The sequence below is a fragment of the Peribacillus sp. NPDC096379 genome (genome assembly GCF_044762875.1).
Classification (GTDB): domain Bacteria; phylum Bacillota; class Bacilli; order Bacillales; family DSM-1321; genus Peribacillus.
In genome coordinates, this window is the sequence record NZ_JBIWFD010000003.1 from 415,052 (window position 1) to 431,580 (window position 16,529).

Here is a 16,529-nt window from a genome sequence, read left to right on the forward strand (position 1 = left end):
CCCGTTGACCCTGTTGCTCCCGTTCCCCCTGTTACTCCCGTTGGCCCTGTTACTCCTGTTGCTCCCGTTGGCCCTGTTACTCCTGTTGCTCCCGTTGGCCCTGTTGCTCCTGTTTCTCCCGTTGCTCCCGTTCCCCCTGTTACTCCCGTTGGCCCTGTTACTCCTGTTGCTCCCGTTGGCCCTGTTGCTCCCGTTGCTCCCGTTAGTCCCGTTACCCCTGTTGGCCCCGTTGATCCTGTTACTCCAGTTAGTCCCGTTATCCCTGTTGGTCCTGTCACTCCTGTATTGCAGCCAGATGAAAAAATTTGCGCACACATAATAACGCTCTCTACTTTCTAATAATTTTCCAAATTGATAGATTCCAGAATATACAGTCAAAGGGGACAAAATTTCATCCTCCTTTCACTCTCTTGAAATCAGAACTTATAGTTTAACGAGAAAGATACTTTAACATTTGCTGTTGAACCTACTGGAGTTCCTCCTGCTCCTACGATTCCAATTGAATTTATATCATTCATAGTAATGGACCTAGCCTCACCTGGTTCGACAATAAATCCGCCAACTGGCGTTCCATTTACCGTAAGGGAAGCTGTTGGTGCAACCCCAATCGTCCCATTATTCTCTACCATAATTGTTCCATTAATGACAAATGTAGTAGCATCATTCCAAAGATCTATAGCCGTCCCATCTGTATCATCTAAAACAATCGTAAAACATAATGCATCATTCACACCTACAATCTGATCATTACAGCAATTTCCTATCTGTGCCACTATTAGTCTCCTCCTACATAAATGAATATCTATGATCATGTTATGTTCTGCTTATATTTAGGGTTGGACTTTTAAGACGGATTGTGAATTATTTATCTGCCGAAACTTCACCATCATTTACTTTTATTGCTGTTGAATCTATGATAAGAATGGTTTTAAAAAAGGCTATGTTATATAACGCTGTTGATTTTCGGCTCATTTTAACAATATTGTTTAACATATGCCTAAAAATAAGAAAAGCCCTCCAATTCAGAGGGCGCCTTTCTAACTATATTTTTCTGCTTTAGCCAAGTGTATTCATTTCTTCGAGTACAAAAAGCAAGTATTCCCACGTACGGATTGTGGATGGAATGCTAAGATGTTCATTTGGCGTATGGACATCGAACATATCAGGACCGAAAGAAATGGCGTCTAGGCCTGGAATCTTCTCAGTAAAAACGCCGCATTCGATACCGGCATGGATAGCAATGATTTCTGCTTCTTTTCCATATCTCTTTTCATATACTTTTTTACACAGGTCACGAATGGCCGATTCTGAATGATATGCCCACTCAGGATAGTCTCCACTCGTTTCAACCTTGCCGTCTACAGTCTGTGCAATGACCTTTACTTGATTTAAAATATGCTCTTTTAAGCTTCTTACCGAACTGCGAATTTCATTTAGAAAGTATATTTCCGAATCGGTTGCCGTGATAACACCTAAATTGGTTGAAGCCACAACTAATCCGTTAATATCCATACTCATACTTTGGATGCCAGATGGTGTTAACATAATTGCTTGTACAATCCGTTCACACGTTTCTTTTGAAAATACTTTTTCTTCTAGGGAGGATTTTTCAAGATTTACATATACACCTGGGTCAGCAGCTTGTAATTCATTTTTCAACAATCGATTCCACTCAGCTATTTTCTTTGTTAACTTTTCAACAGCCTCTCGTTCAATTACAAGAATGGCCTCTGCTTCCCGAGGAATGGCATTTGGCTTCAAGCCGCCATCAATTCCACTTATTGTATATGCAATTTCATTGGATATGTCATATAATATGCGACCCAGCAATTTATTGGCGTTTCCTCTTTCCTTATCAATTTCCATGCCAGAGTGTCCGCCGCGCAGTCCCCCAATGGTTAGACGATATGAATCGGCAGCTTTAGGGGCAGCTTCCCAGTTGATTGGAAGACTTAGCTTCCCACAAATCCCACCAGCACTGCTAACAAGCAGTTTGCCCTCTTCTTCAGAATCAAGGTTGAGGAATACTTTCCCTTTGAAGTGCGTTGGGTCAACAGAAAGTGCCCCTTTCATTGTCGTCTCTTCTTCTGTCGTAATAACTACTTCTAGAGCAGGATGGGCGATATGATCAGCATCTAATAAAGCAAGTGCATAGGCAACCGCAATTCCATTGTCTGCTCCTAAAGTTGTCCCGTTCGCATACAACATATCGTTCTCGATTCGTAATTCTATTGGATCTTTTTCAAAATCATGGACCGTTCCTTTATTCAGTTCGCATACCATATCCATATGTCCTTGGAGAATGACCGTTGATGCATTTTCATAGCCTTTAGAAGCTGGCTTTTTAATCATGATGTTGAGCGCTTCGTCTTGTACGACTTCAAGACCCCGCTCCCGCGCAAAACCGGCTAAATAATCGCTGATTTGCTTTTCATTTCCGGACCCTCTCGGAATGTTCGAAATCTCCTTAAAAAAATAAAATACCGGATTTTCTATTAATTGTTCTACCGTTTGAAACATATGTATCATCCCTTCTAGACAGATATACTACAATTTGCTTTATGTACACATATTTTTTTCTACTCAAACTTCGTACCCAAATATATGGAAGTAACATTTGAGCCTGTAAGATCATAGCAAGAAAAAAACTCCAAAGCACCACATTCTTTAGTATTGGCTTTTTAGTCAACACGTTGAAGATTACAGATTCACCTATTAATATTGCAGAAGAGAATGTTTCTTGGCAAATTTAGAGAGAGAAATGTAGTATCTCGATGCTATGACCATCCCTCTCTTACAGCCTGGCATCATTACGTAGCACCACCGCTATTCGCCGCCGCGCTGTTATTCCGTTTTATGATCGCATTCACTCCCATCACGACCGCAATCCATTCCAAAGCCGGCATGGATTCCTCATATGAGCTCAAGCGATACGCCGCAGATGAGAAAAATCCGCTCACTTTCTCAAACTTGGCTACAAGCTTGGATTGACTATCAAAGATCTCATATTGGTGGGAAAAAGCTTCAGACTTAATCTCATACACTCCCCGTTCGCCTGCGTTATATTCATATTTTTTGGAGAAGAAAGCAAATCTTTGACGCAATTCTCCGAGCTCATTTTGATGATAATCTGTTACGAGCCATCTATTACGAAGTGTTCGGAACTTTCCACTAACACTGATGCTTCCTGTCTGATTCAACACATCTACACTTGAAGAAAAAGCACTCTTTAAATCCAATTCGCCCACTTGTGTCTTATTCTCATCATAAATAATGGTTTTTCCTGAAGAGAAAAAGTTATCGTTAAAGTATAAAGTTTGATTATCCATTCTGAATCCCCCTTCTATCTATTAATTACGGGTAACTCTTGAAAGGGTTTCTAATTCATTTTCTAACGGTTCAATTGTCACCCTGTTCCCCACGTCAAGATAACCCGGCACGCCGGGGCAAACTTATTCTTGCTCCGCTAACAGGACTACAATATCATCTTGTATTTTTGTAATGGAATCTCCGTCAACGAAATTATTGAATAGGATTGAGAAAATGAAACGTTCGCCGCTTTTCGCTGTAACATAACCGGAAAGAGCACTCGTCGCTGTCAGCGTACCCGTTTTCGCCTGGACATTTCCTGCTGCAAAGGTATGATTCATCCGATTCCTCAGTGTGCCGCCAATGAACCGGTCACTATCGCCTGCCACAGGCAATGAATGTACGAAAGCCGGATACCAACCTTCTGCTTGAACGGCATAGAGTAATTTCGTAAGTTCATTGGCCGGGATTAAATTTATTTGCGATATACCCGAGCCATCGCGAAGTTTGAGAGATGCAGGGTTCATCCCGAGCGATTGAACGGTGTTTTCAACCACTTCAAGCCCTTTTTCGAAGCTTCCCTCACCATGAATGACTTTGCCCATCTCCTTTACCAAATGTTCAGCATGTGCATTATTGCTCAATTTCATGAAAGGGACGAGCAACTGAGCTAACGGCATTGAGTCATGCGTTGCAAGCAATTTTGCCTGAGTTGGTACTTTTCCTGCTTTTACATACCCAACATGTTTAATTCCTTGGGCTTGCAGAGCATGTTGGAACACGTGAGCCGTATAAACAGTTGGTTCCCATACTGCTACCCATTGTCTCGTCCGACTAGATTTAACAGGGATCGTTCCAGTTATCGTAATGGTGTTACTATGATGCTCACGAACGATTTTGATCTCTTTTTCCCCATCTTGCGCCACCGTTTCGGCCAGATTAACGATTTTGACATATTCTGTTTGCGGCGTGACTTTCACAGTCGCTCCCTCACCTGCCTTCATTTCTGGAGTCACATCAACAATGACTGTACCAGAATCATAATCTTTATTCGGCGCTATCGTTAATGCGGAAATGGCTGCACCGTAATATTCGCTTTCATCGCTCCAAATCATATCGGCCGAATATCGTTCACGATCATACCAAGTATCATCACCAATCACGTTGCCGACAACCGTTTTAATTCCTTTATTCTTAATCATCGTAGCTAGTGTTTCTAGATCCGCCTGAAGTAATGTTGGATCCCCTTTTCCTTTAATGTACAAATTACCTGACAAAACATCACCATTCATAACTCCATCTGTCAAAAGTTCTGTTTTAAACACATAATTTTCACCAAGCGTTTCCAGTGCTGCTGCAGCTGTCAGCAGTTTCATATTCGAAGCTGGGTGCAGCCTAATATCTCCACCAGTTTCATAGACAATCTCACCAGTTTCTGAAGAGCGGATACTAATGCCTGAAATGGCTCCAGATAATTTTTCATTTGCTAAAAGTTGGTGAAGTTGTTGCTCGAATGTACTACCACTCGTAGCTAGAACAGGCCCGTTAGCCTGCTTCACATCTTGAACCAAAGTAAACATGAATACAAACAGAACAAGTACACAAATCTTAATTTTACTTTTCAAATTCATCCCCACCACCTTATTTTTCATACTTCCTGTTTAGGTGAATCCCGCTAATAGAAGTTTTATATGTAGCTTTCTCGAAAACCACTTAATTTCTTTAATACAAGTCGTACCACTGTTTGTATGAAGGTTTATATTCAATAGTATTCCTTCACTACCTCTTTATATTATGTGGAAATTCACATACGAATAACAACATGTTCACATTCTTTTAAGTGCCCCAAAAATAGAGTGTGATGAGCTCTTGGATGTTAAGTTGTTGCAGGGTGTACATCGTTTAAACAACAAAAAACACATGACTCATTCATTATGAAAAGCCATGTGTTCATGTATACAATTTAATTATTACAACTTTAAAGTAACCTTGTAACTTTATTTCCTTCTAGCAAAATCGACAAAACGAAATTTATCTGGACGATGGCGGGATTCGGTATATTGAATCATGCTGGCATCATCCAAGTACACATAGTTTTTGACAACTACGATATTATGAAAACCTTCCAAATCTAAATAGAGGCGATCTTCCTTTGACGGTTCTTCTATCGTTATTTCTTTTTTTGCAAAAGAGATTGTGAGTCCTAATTCTCCTTCAAGATATTCATATATGGAATCTTGGCAAATTTCTTTCGTAAGGGTGGGGACAAACTTTTCAACGAGAAATTCCTTATCTAAGATAATTCGCTCACCATCAATTTCTCTGACACGATTAACTTTCCAAATTAGCTCATCTTTTCCAAGCTTCATTTTATGGTTGAGGTCGTGATGCGGCTTTATTTTTTCAAGCTCTTCAACAAAGGTTTTTGCACGCTGACCCATTTTTTTCGAAAGCTCTTTAAAGCTGACGAGTCCTGAAATCGGGAAGTCAAACTTTGTCACATCGAGAACGATGGAACCTTTCCCCTGTACTTTATGAATATAGCCTTCTTCAGAAAGCATCTTCAATGCCTTGCGAATGGTTTCCCTTGATGCTGAATACGAATCAGCTAACTCATTTTCCGACGGTAGCATTGCACCGCCTGCGATTCGACCATCTCTAATTTGACCTGCAATATCTTCATATATTTTCATGAATTTATTCTGTTTCACCCATTATCACCATTCTCATTTGATTCTGGGGAAACAGCCTATACATCCCCGATTGATTCAACTAATCATGCACATTAGGATAAATATCCCTACTGCTGAACTTTCATTTTATCATTTCTTTTTCAAATGATAAACAAAGGATTCGTATGGCCCAATTTTCATATTTGCAGCTAGATTAGGGGCATTCTCTACATTTGAAAGCAACATCTCATTTTGATAATCACTCAATTGTTCAGAAATGATAGATAGATTAGCCGTTTCTCCATAAAAATTATTGATCACAAGTAACCGTTCATTTTCTAACACTCGTTCGTATACAAAAAGTTTAGGATGATTTTCCTCAAGTAAACGGTACTCCCCATCCGTAATAATTGGGTATTGTTTACGCAGTGCAATTAATTTTTTGTAATGATAGAAAATCGAATCCTGATCCTTCATCGCCTTTTCTGCATTGATCTCAGAATAATTGCAAGCAACAGGAATCCAAGGCGTACCCGTTGTAAAACCTGCTTGAGATTCATCGTTCCATTGTACAGGGGTCCGGGAATTATCCCGTGACTTTTCTTGAAAAATCGTAAGGACCTCTTCTTCTGTCCGACCTGCCTCTTTCATGATTCGATAATGATTAAGGGTTTCGACATCACGGTATTGCTCAATATGATTAAACTTCGGATTCGTCATGCCAAATTCTTCACCTTGGTAAATATACGGGGTACCTTGCATCATATGGATCGTTGTCGCAAGCATTTTTGCAGATTGCTTGTGATACGTACCATCATCGCCATAGCGGGAAACGATTCGGGGTTGGTCATGATTACACCAGAATAATGCATTCCAACCACCACCGTGCTGCATTTCAGTTTGCCAGGTTGAGAGGATTTTTTTCAATGCAAAAAAATCAAAATCACCAATTGCCCACTTCTCACCATTCGGATAATCGACTTTTAAATGATGGAAGTTAAACGTCATGCTTAATTCTTTGCGGTCGGGATTGGAATAATAGATACAGTCTTCAATCGAAGTCGAGGACATTTCACCGACTGTCATACTATCATAATGTGACAATACTTCTCGATTCATTTCCTGTAAAAACTCATGAACCCGAGGTCCATCTGTATAAAATTTCCGACCATCCCCTGGAAGTATGGAGCCGTCATCATCTGTGAAGCTTTGATCTTTAGAAATCAAATTAATGACATCAAGTCGGAAACCGTCAATTCCTTTTTCAAACCAAAAATTCATCATTTGATAGATATCTTGACGAAGCTTTTGATTTTCCCAGTTTAAATCTGCTTGTGCCTCATCAAAAAGATGAAGATAATATTGTTTCGTTTTTTCATCATACTTCCAAGCAGGTCCTCCAAATTTAGACAGCCAATTATTCGGCTCACCATTATCTTTCGGATCTTTCCAAATATAATAATCACGATATGGACTATCAAGCGATGCCGCAGCTTCCTTAAACCACTTATGCTCAGTAGACGTATGATTGACAACAAGATCCATAATCACTTTAATGCCTAAATCATGCGCTTTTTCTAGGAGTTCATGGAAATCTTCCATCATTCCATACTCTTCATGTATGGAATAATAATCACTAATATCATAGCCATTATCACACTGCGGAGATTGATAAATCGGAGTTAGCCAAATCACATCAATGCCAAGATTTTTTAAGTAATCAAGTTTCTCGATAATTCCTTGGATATCGCCAACACCACTTCCAGTCGTATCATTAAAACTCTTCGGGTATATTTGATAAACAGTAGACTTTCTCCACCATTCGTTCATTGTGAACACCGCCATTTCTAGGTTGTCATTGTTTTGTAAGTAAACTAAAAAGGTTATCTCAGGAAGGGTCTGACCCCACACTCTATACACGATTATTGTGTTTTAGTGCTAGGTCTGACCCTTTATAGGACATTCTTATTTTAAAAGAAAGGAGTAACCAATGATTAGCTCCTTTTGTATGAAGGACATGGGGACGGGGCTTCGCGACTTACTAATATAGCAATCTATTTATCAGGTATACTGATTTTATCGAGAAAGCATCCAAAATTCCGGCTCCGCACCGCCACCATTGAGACTAGGTGAGTGTTGTGTGCTACATGATACATCCTTCATAGTAAATGGTGGCGTTTTAACGCCATATTTGTTTTGTATTCAAGCTTTTAATGAACGGGATTTCTTAAAAGATATTTTTCCTGTATTTGTTTTAGCGAAAACGATGGTTAACACAAACGGGATGACAATGGCAACAACCATTGCTAGTGCAAATACGACCATATGCTGAGCCTGGATAGACAGGATACCTGGGATTCCCCCAACACCGATTGAGTTAGCCATCACATTGCTACCTACTGAAATGACTGCGGCAACTAAAGATCCAATCATCGCCGCTAAAAACGGAAAACCATATTTTAAGTTAATACCGAACATCGCTGGCTCCGTTACGCCTAAGTAACAGGAAATGGCAGCTGGAATGGATACTTGCTTTTCCTCTTCATTTTTGCGATTAATGAAAATCATAGCAAGCACGGCAGATCCTTGAGCAATATTAGATAAGGCAATCATCGGCCAAAGGTTTGTTCCGCCGAGCTCACTCATAAGCTGTAAATCAATTGCGTTCGTCATATGATGTAAACCGGTGATGACGAGAGGTGCATAGATAAATCCAAATACAGCTGCAAACAACCAGCCAAATGCCGAAGTTAATCCTGAATAAACGATATCAGAAACCCAAGAACCAATTTGCCAACCGATTGGACCAAGAACAATATGGGCAAGTAAAACCGTTGGCACTAATGATAAGAACGGAACGACAATCATTGAAATCGAATTTGGAACTACTTTACGTAACTTTAATTCTAAAAATGAAAAGACTAGACCTGCTAGAATGGCTGGAATGACTTGAGCCTGATAACCGATCATCTCGATTTGCGCAAAGCCAAAGTCCCAGAAAGGAATTTCCGTAGCTTCCGCAACTCCATATGCATTTAGAAGCTGAGGCGATACAAGCGTAATCCCTAGGACAATTCCAAGGATTTGCGAAGCCCCCATTTTTCTTGCAACGGCCCACGTAATTCCAACCGGTAAGAAATGAAATATAGCTTCACCAATCAACCAAAGAAAGGCGTGTACACCCGACCAAAATTGAGATACCTCGACTAATGTTTTGGTCCCATCTTCTAAAAGCTTAATATCCCCAATCACATTTCGAAAGCCAAGAATTAACCCTCCGACAACGAGAGCCGGAATTAATGGAGTAAAAATATCAGCTAGATGGGAAATCATTCTTTGTAAAAGATTCATATTTTGCTTGGCAGCGACTTTTGCTTCTTCTTTTGATGTATCACTGACACCTGCCATTTTGATAAATTCATTATAAAAGGTTGAAACCTCATTGCCGATAATGACTTGAAACTGACCTCCCTGTGTAAATGTTCCTTTTACAAGCTTAATCTCCTCAATTTGATCAATATCCGCTTTTTCAGGATCATTTAACACAAATCGCATTCTTGTCGCGCAATGTGTTACAACAGAAATGTTATCACTGCCTCCGATATGTTTCAAAAGATCTTTTGCTGGTTCTTTGTATTTGCTCAATCTTTTCTCCCCCTAACTTCCTGGTATAAGTTCACTTATAACAAGCTTCTCATAACTTGTATATACATATATTGATCACGCTTTCATATTAACTTGTATATACATCTATGTCAACGATTTTTTAAACCGTTTTCATTCTCATGAAAAAATTCGTAGCAAAATCAATAGATTATAGAAAATACCCGATTTCGGGTCGTTTCCCTCAAAAGCAAAATGTGAAAAAGGCATTTTGCCATTCGGAATTGAGAATATGCGCGGGAATGAGGGGTTTTCAAGCCAGAAATGAGATTTGCACGCCAAAACGGACACTTTTCGAGCCGCAATCAAAAAATAGATATCAAAACGAGTTTTACTAAATTGAAAGTTACGTTGGTATCTGATCTATTCTATCAACTTCTTCTTACGGCACAATATTCCTAAGCAGATTGTTCATTGACAACTGAACATAGGAGGTTAGTACGAGGAAGGCTTCGTACCGTAAAATGTTCCAGCTAAAACTAACAGCCGAGGTACACAACTGTGTGAACCCAATAAGCTGAAAAAAGAAGTCCCAACGGCAAGACCAATGGGATAGAGGGGGTGGGTGTTTATAGCACACCACGATGTCAACGCAACGTACGTTAAGCGTTCAGAAATGTTCGATACGTTAGAACCCCCCACTTCAAACTTTTGTTAGAAAATGTAGTGGCGGGAGTATCGATCAGCGTATTACATATATAAAATGCTAACTAATTAGCGAAGTTATTTGTCGAAATATTTAGTTTAATTTCACAACAACTAATAACCGCCTCCCTCTAACCTCTTACAAATTCGGAAAAATCCATGCTTTATCGCGCTTTTTCTACCTAATTCCATGGAAAAATAATCTGTAATATTACAAAAAAACTAGATTTGTCTCTATTTTGTAACATAATTACTATTAGAATGAAATATAGCTGTCATACTCTCCTGTTATGCTAAGGCTATTAAATTTTAACAAAGGAGACTATCATTTTGAAAAAATATCTAGTCTATCTAACAGCTACGTTTTTTCTAGTATTTGGGTTTTCCGGCGTTGCATCGGCGAGTACATATGAAGTCAAAAAAGGCGATTCACTCTATAGCATAGCTAATAAACATAAAGTAACAGTTAAGCAAATTACAACTTGGAATAATCTAAAGAGTACTACAATCAAACCGAAACAAATTTTAACAGTGTCAGCGACGCAAACACAAGCTAAGAAAGTTCAAGTCAAAGCAGCAACGCAAAACACATATAAAACCATGACCATTAAAGCGACTGCCTACAGTGCAGATTGCAAAGGGTGTAGCGGAATCACATCAACTGGATTGAATTTAAAGAAAAACCCATCACTTAAAGTGATTTCCGTTGATCCTAAAATCATTCCACTTGGTACGAAGGTTTATGTCGATGGATATGGATATGCCATCGCAGCTGATAAAGGCAGCGCCATTAAAGGGAAAAAGATCGACGTATTTATGCCATCAAAAAAACATGCACTCAATTGGGGTGTAAAAAACGTAAACATTCGAATTTATAATTAACGGAAAGAGGATGTCTATAAACATCCTCTTTTTTGTATGAAGGACGCGGTGACGGGGCTTCGCGACCTACTCATATAGCAAAACTACTTTGCAGATGAGGCTGTCCCATAACAAAGGGTCACCCGCTTCAAAATCCGGCTCCGCACCGCCACCATTGTGATTAGGTGAGTGTAGCGTGGTAAATGGTGACGCTTCAACACCATATTTGTTTTGTATATTTGGAAATTAGCTTTTTTTTACAATTTCGCACTTTACAAATCCTATAAATGATAAGATAAAGAAGCTTGGATCGTTTCAAGCTTGAAATAATAAAAGCGGGGTGCTTATCTTTGAATATCGTAATTATTGGTGCAGGCGCAATAGGGGCTTATTATGGTGCAAGGTGGCAAGAAGCAGGTCAACATGTACAGTTTCTCGTACGTGAAAATCGAGCAAGGCTTTTGAGTGAGAATGGTTTATATATTACTAGTTCACACGGTAATTATGTGTTTAATGACCTTCATTTCACAGACAACCTGAATGGGCTAACAGACCCCGATCTCGTCGTCCTTGCTGTTAAAGGCTACCATTTACAGGGAACCATTCCTGTCCTTAAAGCGTTAGTCGATAGGGGTGCTAAAGTGATCCCTCTATTAAACGGACTTGAACATATCGCCATTCTTCAAGAAGAGTTAGGTGAAGAAGCTGTAATTGGCGGCAGTGCATACATCATTACAACACTGGATGAAAAAGGGCATGTTGTCCATACGAGCAGCAGCCATGATTTTTTATTTGGGCCTCTCCACCCCTCTCAGCAAACTATTTGTAGAGAACTTGAAGAAATTTCACACAATGCCATTATGGATGCGCACTACTCTAAAGACATTATGCTCGAATTATGGAAAAAATATATATTCATTACCGCCTTCTCAGGGGTCACGACAGCAACCAACTTTTCAATTGGAACGATACGGAAATATCCCGATACATTCAAACTCATTCACCAAGTACTTCTAGAAATGAAGGAGCTCGCGAATTCAAACGGAGTCGCTATTAATGAGGAACACGTCGCTCAATTTATGAAACAATTCGATAGGCTTCCAGAGGAATCCACCTCATCCATGCATCAAGATCGCCGTAAAGAACACACTCTAGAAGTCGAGCACCTACAAGGCGGAGCACTTCGGCTTGCAGAAAAAGTGGGAATCCAATTACCCGTAACCGAGCAACTATATCGGCAAATTAAACCGTTTGAGAATTAACTAATCATTCAGAATATATAAAAGAACAAGGTGCATTCGTTTGAAACATGCACCTTGTTCTTCTTGATTTTGACTCAATTACAAACCTCTTATCTTAAAAACAATTACCCTTTAGTCACGAGTTCCATGATTTGTTCTTTTGTAGGTAGAGAACCAATGGCTCCTTTTCCCGTCGTCGTAAGTGCACCACAAGCATTTGAAAATGCAAGAAGCTCCTTGTGATGCTTCCTTGAGAATTCCTCAAGCTGAGATGGTTTTATTCCATTTTCTAATAAAATCTGTAGGAATGCGCCAATAAAAGCATCACCTGCTCCAGTCGTATCCTGAACATTTACAGAATACCCCTTTGAAGTATAAGAAAAGTCTCTGCCATAAAGAGTAGCACCCACAGCACCTTTCGTATAGATGACCACTTTAACATGACCCCTAAAGAGCGAAGAAATAGCTTCACTTTCATCTTCAAGCCCTGTAACGAAAGCTAATTCTTCATCAGATATCTTGATTATATCCGCCATGGGGATAAATTCTCGAATGGCTTCTCTGCATGCTTCTGGACGATCCCATAATGGCAGCCTCACATTCGGGTCAAAGCTGATAAGACTTCCTTTTGCCTGTGCTTGTTTGATCGCTTTTTTATGCGCATATTTCATTGGACTTTCCACTAAATCGACAGAGCAAAAATGCAAAATATCTCCTTCTGAAAACCACTCTTCTTCAATTTCAGATTCTGAGAATAACAAATCTGCGGAAGGTTTACGGTAAAATGAAAAATCTCTTTCGCCATCTTCACGCAACGAGACAAATGCTAATCCAGTATTCGCTTCTTTCGTTGTTAATAATTTGTCCGTCCTAACACCTGCTTCTTCCAATTGATTCCTCAAAAAATCACCAAAAGCATCATCGCCCACTTTACTGATCATATGGGCAACACCGCCAAGCTTCGCTACTGTTGCTGCAACATTTGCAGGTGCGCCACCGGGAGCACGTTCGAATGAAACAACCTCCCTTAAGGATAGCCCCTTTTGGAGTGGAATAAAATCAATTAATACTTCACCTATTGAATAAAGTGACCCCATTTTAAAGCCCTCTCTTTCTACTTATATCTCCCATTTTTCAACCGTTATTTCCATACTTCCCTGATTGGCAAAGAACCGAATGTCTTGACCATCTGCTTCTGGGAAAATCCGAGATGTAAAGACTTCCTCACCGTCGTTGATAAATATTTCTACGGAAGAAACGTCAACAAAAAGATGAACCGTTACTAATTCGGAATCCAATGAACAAGCACGTCTTGTTCCGTACTCGATCCCGACAACCTCTCCAGAAAGACTTCTATCTAGAAGTACTCTTTTACGCTTTGCTTCGTACGTCAGCACTGTTTTCGTTGTATCATTTGCGCGAAATTCAATACCGAATTCTGCAGCATCAAGCTTTGCTATCTTTATTTTCATTTCAAAAGCAGTTCCAGTCACCCCCTCAAAGGATTTGCTTTCATTCTCAATATGTGCCTGGATCTCTATCTTTTGTTTCCTTAATGCTTGCAGTTCTTTAACTGGCGTTTGAATTAGTTTTCCATTTTGAATCGATAATTCTCTAGGAATCGTCAGACAATGGGCCCAGCCATTTTTATCTGTCGGATAATCAATCTCCGGTAATCCCATCCAGCCGATTAGTATTCTTCGACCATTCGGGCCTATCATTGTTTGTGGAGCATAAAAATCAAATCCTCGATCAAGCTCTTTAAATGTTCCATGACGAAACTCCCTGCTCGCCACATCCAATGTTTCACCAATCAGATAACCTGATTGGTAGATGTTTTGAAATTCGTCATCCTTTGGTTCAATTCCTTGTGGGGAAAAGATAAGCACACCAGAATGGTCTAGTTCAAAATAATCTGGGCACTCCCACATATAACCGAAGTTTGGCAGATCTGTTTTCAATTCCCCTTCAAGCTTCCAGGTTTTCATATCCGGACTGCTATACAGAAGGACGGTCCCTGTCAAATTTTCACGTTGCGCACCGATAATTGCACAAAAACCTGCCTCTTCCCTCCATACCTTAGGATCACGGAAATGCTCTGTATATCCCTTTGGTGGCTTAGGAATTACTGGGTCTTTCCACTTTGAAATTTCTCCATATTGGTTCATCACAGCGATGCATTGCGAAGGATACCGTCGCCAATTTTCATCACGTTTATTGCCGGTATACATCAGATAAAGCTCACCATCCCGCTCTAATGCACTCCCAGAATAAGCACCATGTGAATCAAAATCTTGATCAGGACGTATCGCAGGTCCTTCATCAATCCAAGTAACAAGATCAGTAGATTTCATATGATACCAATATTTTACCCCATGAACCGGACCTAGAGGGAACCATTGGTAAAACACATGATAATATCCGTCCAAATAAGCCAAGCCATTTGGATCATTCATTAAACCGATTGGAGGTTGAATGTGGAATGTTTGTCTAAAAGGGCAAGCATGAACCGTCTCTATTAGACTTGCTATCTCTTCTGGCGTTGCTTCCTCTAGTCGGCGGTAGCGTTGTTCTCTCGTCCACATAATCGTTCACTCCTCATTATGAAATAGTGGAAAACCCGTGGCTCCCAGTATTGTATTACGATGTAGTTACCCCATTTTTCTTTGTATCACGTTTCCCCAGAATAATTGTCACAGCAAAAGCAACCGCAAAAGTAATGACCATCGCTATAATATAGAATGTGATCGTTCCAGGCTTAATTGAAATAATCCCTGGAAGACCAGCTGCTCCCAAAGCAATCGCCTTTACTTTAAACAATGCAATAAAAGCAGAACCTACCGCCGCACCTACAATCGCTCCAAAAAAAGGATATCTCAATTTCAAGTTTACCCCGAACATTGCCGGTTCTGTAATTCCTAGTAAAGCCGAAATACCTGCGGCAGATGCGACTCCTTTTAACTTTGCATTCGTCGTTAGCAATAATACAGCCAAAGTAGCAGCTCCCTGCGCCACATTGGACATGGCAGCAATCGGGAAAATAAACGAGCCTCCTGTTTTGGCTACATCAGCGAGTAACTGCGTTTCAACCGCGATAAAACTATGATGCATACCAGTAATAACAATCGGTGCATATAATAGACCGAATAACCCACCGCCAATAAAGCCAGCTGAATCATATAACCATACAAGTCCATCTGTCACTGCATTACCAGCACTTCTTGTTAATGGTCCAACTAAGATAAAGGTAAGAATTCCTGTAATAAAAATCGAGAGCAATGGCGTGACCAAATTATCAAATACCGATGGAACTCGTCTTCTTAAGAATGTTTCAATTTTAGCTAAAATAAAAGAGGAAACGAGTACAGGCAATACGGTTCCTTGATAACCAACCTTTTCAATTTCAAAGCCAAATATCTTCCAAATTGGCACTTCCCCACTTGCTACAGCGCTCGCGTACCCATAACCATTCAGCAAATCCGGATGGACCATTAACATCCCTAAAGTTGCACCTAAATACGGATTACCACCAAACCGTTTCGTCGCAGAGAAGCCGATTAATATCGGTAAAAAGACAAAAGCAGCGTTTGCAAATGTATTAATAAGTGCAGCAAGGTCCGCCATGTTTGGATATGCTTCAATTAATGATTTTCCTTCAATGAAGAAATCAGGTGCTGTTAATAAATTATTCAATCCCATTAACAAGCCGCCAGCTACAATTGCGGGAATAATAGGTACAAAAATATCCGAAAGCATTTTCACAAATCGTTGTATGGGGTTCATTTTCTTCGACCCTGCACTGCTTACTTCACTCGTTGACATATCAGAAAGCTCTGTTAATTTAGCGAAATCTTTGTAAACTTCATTAACAATTCCAGGTCCTAAAATAATCTGATATTGACCACCGGTAGAGAATGTGCCTTTAACAATTTCCATTTCATCTAGCTGTTTTTGATCAATTTGACTTTCATCGTTCACGACTAACCTTAACCTCGTCGCACAATGAGCGGCCGCTGCTACGTTTTCTTTCCCACCAAGTGCTTCTAAAATATCTTTTGCGGTACTTTTGTAATCCATTTTTTTCATCACCTTTGAGCGAATTGTGGAACCGGTTCCAAACACCCGTAAAAAATAGTAG

General features: G+C 39.9%; 14 protein-coding genes. 2 read left to right on the forward strand and 12 right to left on the reverse strand.

The window, feature by feature from the left end; all coding sequences use genetic code 11:
* From ACIQZI_RS16040 to treP, 9 genes are all read right to left on the reverse strand, one after another.
* A partial coding sequence (locus ACIQZI_RS16040; RefSeq protein ID WP_403074638.1) for a hypothetical protein occupies positions 1 to 317 on the reverse strand: 317 nt, incomplete at its 3' end.
* A gap of 99 nt (positions 318 to 416) precedes the next feature.
* The gene (locus tag ACIQZI_RS16045) at positions 417 to 773 is read right to left on the reverse strand and encodes a DUF3992 domain-containing protein (RefSeq protein WP_403074640.1); all 357 of its coding nucleotides are present in this window, start codon (positions 771 to 773) and stop codon (positions 417 to 419) included.
* An 88-nt stretch (positions 774 to 861) separates the two neighbouring features.
* Positions 862 to 993, reverse strand: a complete 132-nt coding sequence (locus ACIQZI_RS16050; protein WP_403074642.1) for a hypothetical protein — start codon at positions 991 to 993, stop codon at positions 862 to 864.
* A 63-nt stretch (positions 994 to 1,056) separates the two neighbouring features.
* Positions 1,057 to 2,520 (reverse strand): aminoacyl-histidine dipeptidase, encoded by a 1,464-nt coding sequence (locus ACIQZI_RS16055; protein ID WP_403074644.1) that lies wholly within the window; start codon positions 2,518 to 2,520, stop codon positions 1,057 to 1,059.
* A gap of 290 nt (positions 2,521 to 2,810) precedes the next feature.
* Positions 2,811 to 3,329 carry an LURP-one-related family protein gene (locus ACIQZI_RS16060; protein ID WP_062184387.1) on the reverse strand — a complete coding sequence of 173 codons (519 nt, stop codon included), beginning with the start codon at positions 3,327 to 3,329 and terminating at the stop codon, positions 2,811 to 2,813.
* A 123-nt stretch (positions 3,330 to 3,452) separates the two neighbouring features.
* The gene (gene dacB / locus ACIQZI_RS16065; protein WP_403075203.1) at positions 3,453 to 4,934 is read right to left on the reverse strand and encodes a D-alanyl-D-alanine carboxypeptidase/D-alanyl-D-alanine endopeptidase; all 1,482 of its coding nucleotides are present in this window, start codon (positions 4,932 to 4,934) and stop codon (positions 3,453 to 3,455) included.
* Positions 4,935 to 5,306: 372 nt separating this feature from the next.
* Positions 5,307 to 6,002 (reverse strand): trehalose operon repressor, encoded by a 696-nt coding sequence (gene treR, locus ACIQZI_RS16070; RefSeq protein WP_062185089.1) that lies wholly within the window; start codon positions 6,000 to 6,002, stop codon positions 5,307 to 5,309.
* A 129-nt stretch (positions 6,003 to 6,131) separates the two neighbouring features.
* Entirely contained in the window at positions 6,132 to 7,811 is a 1,680-nt protein-coding gene (gene treC, locus ACIQZI_RS16075) for an alpha,alpha-phosphotrehalase (protein ID WP_403074647.1), read from the reverse strand.
* A 372-nt stretch (positions 7,812 to 8,183) separates the two neighbouring features.
* The gene (gene treP, locus ACIQZI_RS16080; RefSeq protein ID WP_403074649.1) at positions 8,184 to 9,626 is read right to left on the reverse strand and encodes a PTS system trehalose-specific EIIBC component; all 1,443 of its coding nucleotides are present in this window, start codon (positions 9,624 to 9,626) and stop codon (positions 8,184 to 8,186) included.
* Positions 9,627 to 10,619: 993 nt separating this feature from the next.
* On the opposite strand from treP, the gene ACIQZI_RS16085 reads away from it, so the two are divergent.
* Complete coding sequence (locus ACIQZI_RS16085) at positions 10,620 to 11,171, forward strand: 3D domain-containing protein (protein ID WP_403074651.1); 552 nt, start codon at positions 10,620 to 10,622, stop codon at positions 11,169 to 11,171.
* Between the two features lie 329 nt (positions 11,172 to 11,500).
* Positions 11,501 to 12,412 (forward strand): ketopantoate reductase family protein, encoded by a 912-nt coding sequence (locus ACIQZI_RS16090; RefSeq protein WP_403074653.1) that lies wholly within the window; start codon positions 11,501 to 11,503, stop codon positions 12,410 to 12,412.
* Between the two features lie 104 nt (positions 12,413 to 12,516).
* Here the strand turns inward: ACIQZI_RS16090 and ACIQZI_RS16095 are convergent, their stop codons facing one another.
* The 3 genes from ACIQZI_RS16095 to ACIQZI_RS16105 are packed head-to-tail and all read right to left on the reverse strand — an operon-like array spanning position 12,517 to position 16,468.
* A complete protein-coding gene (locus ACIQZI_RS16095; RefSeq protein ID WP_403074655.1) occupies positions 12,517 to 13,488 on the reverse strand; it encodes a PfkB family carbohydrate kinase in 972 nt (323 codons plus the stop codon).
* A gap of 21 nt (positions 13,489 to 13,509) precedes the next feature.
* Positions 13,510 to 14,979, reverse strand: a complete 1,470-nt coding sequence (locus ACIQZI_RS16100) for a glycoside hydrolase family 32 protein (RefSeq protein ID WP_403075207.1) — start codon at positions 14,977 to 14,979, stop codon at positions 13,510 to 13,512.
* A 52-nt stretch (positions 14,980 to 15,031) separates the two neighbouring features.
* Complete coding sequence (locus ACIQZI_RS16105) at positions 15,032 to 16,468, reverse strand: sucrose-specific PTS transporter subunit IIBC (protein WP_403074657.1); 1,437 nt, start codon at positions 16,466 to 16,468, stop codon at positions 15,032 to 15,034.
* Positions 16,469 to 16,529: the final 61 nt, after the last annotated feature.

Coding starts and splice junctions, on each gene's coding strand:
- ACIQZI_RS16050 (WP_403074642.1), bottom strand. CDS start 993: ATGTTAAACAATATTGTTAAAATGAGCCGAAAATCAACAGCGTTATAT.
- ACIQZI_RS16095 (WP_403074655.1), bottom strand. CDS start 13,488: ATGGGGTCACTTTATTCAATAGGTGAAGTATTAATTGATTTTATTCCA.
- ACIQZI_RS16055 (WP_403074644.1), bottom strand. CDS start 2,520: ATGTTTCAAACGGTAGAACAATTAATAGAAAATCCGGTATTTTATTTT.
- treC (WP_403074647.1), bottom strand. CDS start 7,811: ATGAACGAATGGTGGAGAAAGTCTACTGTTTATCAAATATACCCGAAG.
- ACIQZI_RS16060 (WP_062184387.1), bottom strand. CDS start 3,329: ATGGATAATCAAACTTTATACTTTAACGATAACTTTTTCTCTTCAGGA.
- ACIQZI_RS16105 (WP_403074657.1), bottom strand. CDS start 16,468: ATGGATTACAAAAGTACCGCAAAAGATATTTTAGAAGCACTTGGTGGG.
- treR (WP_062185089.1), bottom strand. CDS start 6,002: ATGAAAATATATGAAGATATTGCAGGTCAAATTAGAGATGGTCGAATC.